Annotated in this window: 5 protein-coding genes; all 5 read right to left on the bottom strand. The window is 69.6% G+C overall.

Going from position 1 to position 10,034, the window contains the following annotated elements:
* Nucleotides 1-111 precede the first annotated feature (111 nt).
* On the bottom strand, nt 112-1,308 hold the full coding sequence (locus ACIHAO_RS18365; RefSeq protein WP_396559239.1) for a cytochrome P450: 1,197 nt from the start codon (nt 1,306-1,308) through the stop codon (nt 112-114).
* Nucleotides 1,298-2,455 carry a cytochrome P450 gene (locus ACIHAO_RS18360; RefSeq protein WP_396559237.1) on the bottom strand — a complete coding sequence of 386 codons (1,158 nt, stop codon included), beginning with the start codon at nt 2,453-2,455 and terminating at the stop codon, nt 1,298-1,300. Before ACIHAO_RS18360 ends, ACIHAO_RS18365 begins: the two co-directional genes overlap by 11 nt.
* Nucleotides 2,456-2,478: 23 nt before the next feature.
* Complete coding sequence (locus tag ACIHAO_RS18355; RefSeq protein ID WP_396559235.1) at nt 2,479-3,654, bottom strand: cytochrome P450; 1,176 nt, start codon at nt 3,652-3,654, stop codon at nt 2,479-2,481.
* Between the two features lie 425 nt (nt 3,655-4,079).
* Nucleotides 4,080-4,289, bottom strand: coding sequence for an MbtH family protein (locus ACIHAO_RS18350; RefSeq protein WP_125789836.1), 210 nt, complete (start codon nt 4,287-4,289; stop codon nt 4,080-4,082).
* Between the two features lie 11 nt (nt 4,290-4,300).
* Nucleotides 4,301-9,862 (bottom strand): amino acid adenylation domain-containing protein, encoded by a 5,562-nt coding sequence (locus tag ACIHAO_RS18345; protein WP_396559233.1) that lies wholly within the window; start codon nt 9,860-9,862, stop codon nt 4,301-4,303.
* Nucleotides 9,863-10,034: the final 172 nt, after the last annotated feature.

Below are 10,034 nucleotides of genomic sequence, written 5' to 3'. Positions count from 1 at the left end.
GGTGGGGGTGGGGGTTGTTTGTGTTTTTTTTGTTGATATTAACCGAACAAACCCACCCCCCCACCCCCTGTACCGACGCCTCCCCCACGCCTCTCCCCCTCCCCCTCCCCCTCACCACTCGACCATCAGACTCGTGAGCCCATAAGCCGGAGTGGTCAACCGGAACATGGTCTCCTTCGCAGGATCCGCGAGCCTCAGCGCCGGAAAACGCTGCCACAGCAAGGTGAAGACCGTTCGTAGTTCGAGCCTCGCCAGCGAAGCACCGAGACAGTGGTGGATCCCGTGCCCGAACGCCACATGCGGCGCGGGCTCCCGTGTGAGGTCGAGGCGGTCCGGCTCCGGCACCAGCGCGGGATCGCGGTTCGCCATGGGGAGCGAGCAGAGGACGGTCTCGCCCTCCTTGATCACCTCGTCCCCGATGGCGACGTCTTCCATCGCCGTCCGGGGTGTGGGCGCGTACGGGACGGTGAGGTACCGGATCAGCTCGTCGACCGCCCGGTCCGCCGCCGGGCCTTCGCCGCGCAGCGCGTCGAGTTGTCCGGGATGCCGCAGCAAAGCCAGTATGCCGAGGCCGATCATGCCGGAGATGTTGTCGTCACCGGCCAGCATCACCTGAACGCAGAAGCCCCGCAGTTCCTCGTCGGTGGCCTCGTCGCCGTGTTCGGCGACGACGGCGCCGATCAGTCCTTCGCCGGGTTCCTTGCGGTTCCTGGCGATCATGGCCAGCAGGTAACGGGAGAACGCCTCGCCGGCGGCCGCGCGTCGCCGCTGGCTCAGCGAGGCGTCGAGATGCCCGTGGCACAGCTTGAGGAACATGGCGCGATCGTCACGGGGCACCCCGATCAGCTCGCACAGCACGGCTCCCGGCACCTCGTCGGCGACGAGTTCGATCACGTCGGCGGGAGATCCCGCGTCCTCCATGGCGTCGAGCCGTTCCGACACGATCTGCTCGATGTAGGGCTCCATGCGCCGCATCTTGCGCAGGGTGAACCCCGGGGTCAGCTTCTGCCGCATCCGGGTGTGCTCGGGCGGGTCGTAGTCCATCAGGTTGCCGACCAGTTCCTTCGGCCGGAAGATGCCCTGCCCGCCGACCTCGTCCCGCTCGTGCCAGCGGCGCCGGGTGCTGAACCGCTTGTGGTCACCCAGAACCTGGCGCACGACGGAGTGTCCCGCGGCCATCCAGATGGTTTCGGCGTCCGCTCCGGTGCCCACCGTGACCTTCGACAGCGGCCCGGCGGCGCGCAGTTCGTCCGCCGGATCGAGATCGTGCCTGCGGATGTGGAGCGGGCGCGTGTCCTCACCACTCAACGGGGAGCTCCTCGATGTTGAACGGGGCGGGTTTGCCCGCGACGAACCGCAGTTCCTCTTCCAGGACCGCCAGCCGCAGCGACGGGAACCGGCGGGCCAGCACCGGCAGCGCCACCCGCAGTTCGAGCCTGGCCAGCGGTGCCCCGACGCAGTGGTGGATGCCGTGCCCGAAGGCGAGATGTCCCGGGCTGTTCTCGCGCGTGATGTCGAACTTGTCCCCGAGCGTGCGGTTGACCGCCAGCATCGAACAGGTCAGCACGTCCCCGGCACGGATGTCGTATCCGGCGATGTTCAGGTCGACGAGCGCGGTCCTCGGCGAAGGCGCCTCGACGATCGTCGGATAGCGCAGGACTTCCTCGGTCGCGCTGTTCACCAGCTCCGGACGTTCGCGCAGCAGCGACAGCTGGGCCGGGTTCGTCGCGAACAGCAGAACCGCCATCGCCAGCTGGGCCGCCATCTGCTCGACGGCCACGATCAGGATCGCCTCGGCGAGCCCCGACAGTTCCTCGTCGCTGACCTTGTCCCCGTGCTCGCGCACGATGAACCCGATCAGCTCGTCGCCGGGATCGGCGCGTTCGCGGGCCGCGAGCTTTTCGCAGTAGTTGACGACGCCGAGGCTCGATTGCGCGCGCTGCTTGGGGATCCGGCTTTCCCGGCTGTCCCGGATCATCCGCGACAGGTCGGCCTGATCGTCACGCGGAACGCCGAGGAACTCGCAGGCGATGAGCGCGGGGATGGGCCAGCCGGCGTACCGGACGAAGTCGATCGGCGAGCCCATGCTCTCCAGGTCGTCCAAGCCCTCTTCGAGGATTTCTTCGACGCGGGGCCGCAGCCTTTCGATACGCCGCACACTGAACGCCGGGGCCACGGTCCCGCGCAGGCGGGTGTGGTCGGGCGGGTCGTAGGCCTGCAGGATGCCCGGCAGATGCGCGCGGTCCGCCTCGTCGTCGACCGGCCGCATCGAGCTGAAGCGGGTGGCGTCGGCGAGGATCTCCCGCACCTCGTCGTAACCGGTGACCAACCATTGCTTGCGGCCGTTCAGCCCCGTCTCCGTGTCGTACTCGTGCAGCGGGCCCTTGTCTTGCAACGCGCAGAGCTCCGGCGCCGGATCGAGCCGGATCCGCTGATGCGGCAGGGGGACTACCATGATTCTCCTCAGGCTTTCTGGCGCTACCAGTCGAGCAGCAGGGCTTCCACGTCGAACGGTGGTGGTCCGAACTTGAGCTTGCGGCCGGGCTCGGCGAGCCTCAGCTTGGGAAAACGCCGGGCCAGCGCGGGAATCGCCACCCGGAACACCATCTCCGCCAGCGGCCTGCCGAGGCAGTGGTGGATCCCGTGCCCGAACGCGACGTGCGGTGACTTCTCCCGGGTGATGTCGAATTCGTCCTCCGGGGCCGGGAAGTTCGCGCGGTTCGCCCCCAGCAGGGAACAGGTGACGGTGTCGCCGGCCTTGACGAGGCGGCCACCGATCTCGATGTCCTCCTTCGCGATGCGCGGGTGGAGCTTCTCGTCGGTGGTGAGGTAGCGGGTGAGCTCCTCCAGCCAGTCCGGGATCGTGTCCGGCTTTTCGCGCAGAAGGTCGAACTGTTCCGGGAAATCGACCATCAGCAACGCGCCCGCCGCGAGGAAACGGGCCACCTGATCGCCGCCCGCGCCCATGATGAACGCGGCCACCCCGGCCAGTTCCGCGTCGGTGATCTCGTCACCGTGTTCGCGCACCACGACACCGAACAGGTCGTCACCGGGGTCGCGGCGCACCCGCGCCACGGCCTTGTTCATGTACTGCATGTACTTGTTGCCCGCCGCGTTGCGCCGTTTATCGGTCCGCTCGGTCCGGCTGGCGTGCAGCGTGCGGGACAGATCCGCCTGGTCGTCCCGCGGGATGCCGAGGAAGTCGCAGGTCGCCGTGGTGGCGACGGCCCAGCCGAACTGCGGGACGAAATCCACCGGACCGCCCATGTCCTCGATGGTGTCCAGCGTGTCTTCGACGATCTGCTCGACCTCGGGCTGGAACCCCCGCATCCGCCGGATGGCGAACGGCGGCGTCACCAACCGGCGCAGGCGCGTGTGGTCCGGAGGGTCGTAATGGGTCAGGAAGCCGGGCCAGGCGATACCGGCCGCCGTCCCGCCGTAGATCAGCCGGGCACTGAACTTGTCCGAGCTGAGGACCTGGCGGACCTCGTCGTACCCGGTGGCGAGCCACGCCGTCCGTCGTTCGCCGTCTTCCTCGGTGCCCAAGGCGGAGATGGGGCCTTCGGCCATCAGGGAAAGGAGTTCCGCTCCCGGGTCGAAGCGGTCCCTCCGGTGGATTTCCAGGCCCCGGACGACGTTGAGCTCTTCGAACACGGCAGTTCCTTTCGTCTCAACGGGTCGTCACGCGCGGCATGCGGAAGGTTGCGAAAGTGGCTTTCGCAACGTCGGCGGGAAGCGGGGCGGGGATGCGGCGGGTCGTGAGTGGTGACGGTTGCCGCAGGTCAAGCGCTCGTTTGCCCTGGCCGACGGGAGCCGGCACGCCCTAGCGTCCACTGTGGACATGGGCGATTCTGGCAAGGGGTCGTGAGTGGTAAAGGTCGTTCTAACGCTCATTGCCACTCACGACCCCTTCTCTCAGCTGCGCAAAGCATGCAAATCGGGCACCCAAATCCGGACCAGCGTCCCGTGTGGACGGTCGCGCCTCAGGTCCGCTTCCGTCGACTTCCGGCTCCGCTCACGACCGCAAGCGGGCGCCGAGCACGTCCAACCGCCCGGATTGAGCGGCTGGACACCCTCGCTCAGCCGTTGACCTCGGCGATCAGGCTCTTCGGCCGCAGGTCCGTCCAGTTCTCCTCGACGTAGGCGAGGCATTCCTGGCGCGAGGCCTCACCGTGGACGCGGGTCCAGCCGGCGGGCACCTCCGCGAAGGTCGGCCAGAGGGAGTGCTGCCCCTCGTCGTTGACCAGCACGAAAAAGGAACCGTCTTCGTTGTCGAACGGATTGGTCATGATCTTTCCTTTCAGGCGCCCGGCCGAGGCCGGAGCTTCTCGGCGACGATGGACCCAATCTGGACCAACGCCGCGGGTTGCACCATGTCGTAATGGTTGGTCGGGATCTCGTGGTGTTCGATGGCGCCGCTGGTGAAGTCCTTCCAGCCGGCGACGGCTTCCGAAACCGGCAGATGGGCAGGCCTGTCCTCGGAAGCGACGAAAAGGAGGATGTCGCCGTTGAACGGCGAGGCGGTGTGCTGGGGCCCCACCTTCCAGAGGTTGCGCATCACGGCTTCCAGCCGCTCCCGCGCGCCGGGCCCCTGGACCATGCCTCCGGCGAGTTCCAGATCCTGCTCTTTCCGTTTCTGGAGACCGTCTTCGTCCCGCGAGGCCTCCTCGGTCACCGTGCCGGTCGCGTTCCGTCCCATGTAGACGGGATAGGCGTCGAGCAGGGCCAGCAGGCCGAGCTCTTCCCCTTCGGCTTCGAGCATCGCGGCCATCGCCTGCGCGATCCGGCCGCCGAGCGACCAGCCGAGCAGGTGATACGGCCCGGTCGGCTGCACGGCACGGATATGCGCGAGGTAGTCCGCCGCCATCTCTTCGACACTCTCGGGCAAGCGTTCGGTACGCGCGAGGCCGCGCGCCTGGACGCCGTACACCGGCTGGTTCGCGGGGAGATGCCGTAGCAGCGGCCCGTAGTTCCAGCTCAATCCGCCGCTCGCGTGCACGCAGAACAGCGGCGGGCGCTCGCCGCCTGCCTGCAGCGGCAGCAGGATCTCGTAGTCGCCGGTCTTCACCGCGGTGCTCGACCGCCGCCGCTCCCCCACCACGATCAGGGTCTTGGCCGCGGTCTTGCGGGCGAGCAGGCCGGTGTTCAGCATCCGGTGTCCCGGTTCGCCGAACGGGCACGGCTCACCCGACTTGCCCTCGTCCACCGCCGGTCCGGTGACGTACAGATCGCCGACGGCACCCGGAGCGACGGGGCGACGCTGGTCGTCGAGCACGAGCGCGCCGAGCGGACCCAGCTCCGCGACCACCGAGGGCACTTCCCCGGCCCACCGCGCCGGCGCGATCGCCGGACGGCCGCGTTCGGTGTCGTCGAGGAAGAGGTCGAGGTCGCCGATCCGCCGCTGGGGATCCTCCGCGACCTGTTCCAGCACTCGCACCAGCCGCCGGGCGACCGATTCCGCCGTCGCTTCGTCGAACAAGTCGGCCGCGTAGCGAAGGGTGCCTTCGAGACCGTCCTCGTTGTCGTCCTCGTCGAGCCGCTCGGTGAGCTTGAACGCGAGATCCAGCTCCGTGGCCTCCGTCCCGCCGGAGACGACGCTGGTGCGCAGCGCGGGCAGTTCCGCCGCGTCCCACGCGCCGATGTCCTCCTCGTCCACCTCCAGCCCGACCTGGAACACGGGGTGGCGGGAGAGCGAGGCGGGCAGGTCCAGCAGTTCGACGATCCGCTCGAAGGGAACGTCCAGATGCTGACGCGCGGCCCGGACGGCCTCCTGCACCCGGGTGACGACCTCGAGGAACGTCGGGTCACCGGAGAGGTCCGTGCGCAGGGCGAAGGGCCGGGCGAACGGCCCGATCATCGGTTCGAGGTCGATGAGGTCCTCGTCCCGCGCCAGCGTCGTGCCGATCACGAGGTCGTGTCCGGCACCGTATTTGGTCAGCAGCATGGCGAGCGCGGCGTGCACGACGTGGATCGTGTCCGCGCCGAGCCGTTGCACCGCTTCGGTCAGCCGGTCGTACGGCTCGGCGCCCAGCCGCAGCGCGACCGTGCCCGCCTCGCGCGACGGGACCGCGGGCCGCGGCCGGTCGAACGGGAGCACCGTCTCCCCGTCGATCCCGGTGAGGGTGTCCCGCCAGAAGACGACCTGTTCGTTGATCAGGCTGCCCTGTTCGTCCTCGTCCGCGAGGAGCCGCTGTTCCCAGATCGCGTAGTCGGCGAACTGCAGTGCCAGCGGCGCGCGCTCCGGGACCCGGCCCGAACGCCGTGCGCCGTACGCGGCCGCCAGGTCGCGGAAGAACACGTCCATCGAGTCGTCGTCGGCCAGGATGCGGTGCACTCGCAAATGCAGCACGTGTTCCTTTTCCGACAGCGCGAAAAGGTCGCAGCGCCAAGGCACTTCACGGGTGAGGTCGAAGACCGACGCGCGCAGCCCGGCGAGCAGGCCGGGGAGTTCCTCCTCGGTGGCCGGGACCGGGGACAGCTCGATGGCCGCGGCCTCGTGGACGTCCTGCCGGACGCTCTGCGCGTCGCCCGGGAACGTCGTGCGGAGCACCTCGTGCCGGGTCGCGACGTCGCCGAGCGCCGCCGCCAGCGCGGGCACGTCGAGCCTGCCGCGAAGCCGCAGCGCGACCGAGATGTGCAGGCCCGCGGTCTCTTCGCCGGGGCTGGCCAGCAGCCACGCGCGGAGTTGCCGTGCGGTGAGCGGGATCCGCTCCGGCCGCTCGGCGGGTTCCAGCGCGGGACGGGACTTCGCGGCGAGCGCCCTGGCGACCCCGGCGGGCGTCGGCGAGGAGAACAGCTGCCGGATGGGCAGATCCACGCCGATCACCTCCCGGATCCGCGCGATGAGCCGCATGGCCAGCGCCGAACTGCCGCCGAGGTCGTGGAAGGCGTCGTCGACGCCCACGTTGTCGACGCCGAGGATCTCCGAGAACAGTTCGCAGAGGACCTTTTCGGATTCGCTCTCCGGCGCCTTTTCCGACGCGCGGCCCGCGAGATCCGGGGCGGGCAGGGCGCGGCGGTCCACCTTGCCGTTGGGTGTGACGGGCAGACCGGGCAGCGCGACGACGGCCATCGGGACCATGTACGCGGGCAGGACGAGGCCCATCCGGCGCCGGATCTCCTCCGGCCCCGCGTCCCCGCCGTCGGAGACGAAGTAACCCACCAGCCGCTTTTCCCCCGGCTGGTCCTCGCGCGCCATGACGACGGCCTCGACCACGCCCGGCTGGGCGGCCAGCACGGACTCGACCTCGCCCAGTTCGACGCGGTAGCCGCGGATCTTCACCTGGTCGTCGGCGCGTTCGAGGAACACGACCTCGCCGTCGCGGGTCCAGCGCGCCAGGTCACCGGTGCGGTACATGCGCTCGCCCGGGGCGAACGGGCACGCCACGAACCGCTCGGACGTGAGGCCGGGGCTGTCGAGGTATCCGCGTGCCAGCCCCGTACCCGCGATGTACAGCTCGCCCGCGACCCCGGGCGCGACCGGCCGCAGGAACGCGTCGAGGATGTGGATCCGGCGGTTCGTCATGGGGTGACCGATCGGCAGTTCCCGGTCGACCACGTCACCGGGTTCGATCGGGAGCCACGTCGCGCACAGGGTGGTCTCGGTCGGGCCGTAGGTGTTGCGCACCCGCAGACCCGGCTGGGCCCGCCGCAGGTTCTCCACGGACTGCGCGGGAACGATGTCCCCGCCGGTGCCGATTTCGACCAGGCCCTCGAAGCACTCCGGCGACGTTTCCGCCAGGGCGCGGAAAGTACCGGCGGTGAGGTGGACGTAGTTCGCGCCGCGGGCGACGGCCTGCCGCACTCCGGCCGCGTCGAGCACGCCCGGCTCGGTGAGCAGGACGCGGGCACCCGTCGAAAGCGGCACCCACATCGCGTAGAGCGAAGGGTCGAAGACGTGCGTCGCGTGCATCAGCACGCCGTCGCCGGGGCCGATCTGCCAGCCCTGGTCGCCCGCCAGGCCCGCCACGGCGCCGTGCGGGATCCCCACGCCCTTGGGCAATCCGGTGGATCCGGAGGTGTACATGACGTACGCCAGGTCGTCCGCGCTCGGCCGGAATTCCGGTGCAGTGGCGGCGAAAGCGTCGATGGTGGCCCGCGTTTCCGGCGCGTCGAGGACGATCGCGTCCGCCGGAGCGACACCGCTGGTGGCCTGGGTGCACAGCACGACCGAGACCTTGGAATCACCGAGGATGAAGGAAATCCGCTCGGCCGGGTACTCGACGTCCACCGGAACGTAGGCGGCGCCTGCCTTCCAGATCGCCAGGAAGGCGATCAGCAGCTCCGGCGACCGTTCCATCGCCACCCCGACGCGGTCACCGCGGCCGACACCACGGGCGGCGAGGTGTGCCGCCAGGCGGTTCGACGCCTGGTCGACCTCGGCGTAGGTGAGATCGGCGCCCGCGGCGTCGGTGATCGCCACCGCGTCGGGCGCTTCGGCGACCCGTCGCGCGAACAGCTCGACGACGGAGTCGCCCGGCACCGGGCCCGCGGTCGCGTTGAATTCGTCCACCACCAGCGCGCGTTCGGTCTCGCTCAGCAGCGTCAGACGGCCGACGAGGACGTCGGGTTCGGCGACCAGGCGCTCCAGCACCAGAGCCAGCGCTCCGACGACCGATCCGGCGACCGTCTCGTCGAACAGACCGCGGTCGTAGTCGAGGATCAGCGGCATCTGCTCACCCGGACCGGTGACGAGGGTGAACGGGTAGTGCGACGAGTTGCGCCCGCGCTTGACCGGACGCAGGGTCAGGCCGTCGTGCGCCTGTCCGAGGCCCTTGCGGGGGAAGTTCTCGTAGATCACGAGCGTGTCGAAGACCGCGCCCGGTCCGACGACGGCCTGCACGTCCTGGAGGCCGAGGTGCTGGTGGGCCATGAGGGCGGACTGGTCGCGCTGCAGTTCGGCGAACAGGTCGGCGGCCCGCCGCGCGCCGTCGAGCCGGACCCGCACCGGCAGGGTGTTGAGCAGCTGGCCGACCATCGACTCCACACCCGCCAGTTCGGCGGGACGGCCCGAAGCGGTCGCGCCGAACACCACGTCGGTCCGGCCGGCGAGCTGCGACAGCACGACGGCCCACGCGCCCTGCACGACGGTGTTCAGCGTGAGGTCGTGGCCGCGCGCGAACTTGGCCAGCCCGTCCGTCAGCTCCGTGGAGAGCTCGACGATCGTCGTGTCGATTTCCGGCACCCGGCCGGGATCGGCCGGGGCGACCGCGGTGGGCGTGTCCAGCCCGGCGAACTCCTCCCGCCAGGCCGCGCGCGCGATTTCCTTGTCCTGCTTGCCGAGCCAGGCGAGATAGTCCCGATAGGACACTGTGGGCGGCAGCCCGGACGCGTCCCCGCCCGCCGCGTAGATCGCGGCCAGCTCGCGGTGGATGATCGGCATCGACCAGCCGTCGGTCAGCACGTGGTGGAGCGTGTGCACGAGCCGGTGGCGGTCCGGGCCGAGCCGGATCAGGTGCAGCTTCATCAGCGGCGCCACCTCGATCCGGAGGCGCTCGGCCAGCTCGTCCGCGGCCAGCCGGTCGACCTCGCTGTCGAGGATGTCCTCCGGCAGTCCGGTGAGATCCGTTTCGCGCCAAGGGATCTGCGCGTCCCGCGTGATGACCTGCACCATCTGCGCGCCGCTGACGTAACGGAAACAGGCCCGCAGCGCGGCATGCCGGTCGACCAGCGCCTGCCACGTCGCCCTCAGCAACGCGGCGTCCAGCGGGCCGTCGATGCCGTAGACGGTCTGCACGGTGTAGGTGTCGGGCCCCTCGTCGTCGAGGGCGGTGTGGTAGAGCATTCCCTCCTGCAGCGGGGAAAGAGGCCAGACGTCCTCCACGCTGGAACGCGGTTTCGCGCGAGTGTCGTCAACGGTCACGATCTGCTCCTTGGTGGGTGGTGAGTGAACTCGCGTTCGCGTTGGGCGGGATGGGCGATCTCGCGTGATTGGGGGCGTATCTCGCGTGATCAGAGACGTAACTCGCGTGATCAGAGACGTATATGCGAGTTACGCCTCCAAGCACGTGAGTTACGCCTCCAAGCACGTGAGT

Origin of the sequence: Amycolatopsis sp. NPDC052450 (assembly GCF_044547565.1) — a bacterium.
Classification (GTDB): domain Bacteria; phylum Actinomycetota; class Actinomycetes; order Mycobacteriales; family Pseudonocardiaceae; genus Amycolatopsis.
This window is presented reverse-complemented; position numbering and strand designations above follow the sequence as displayed.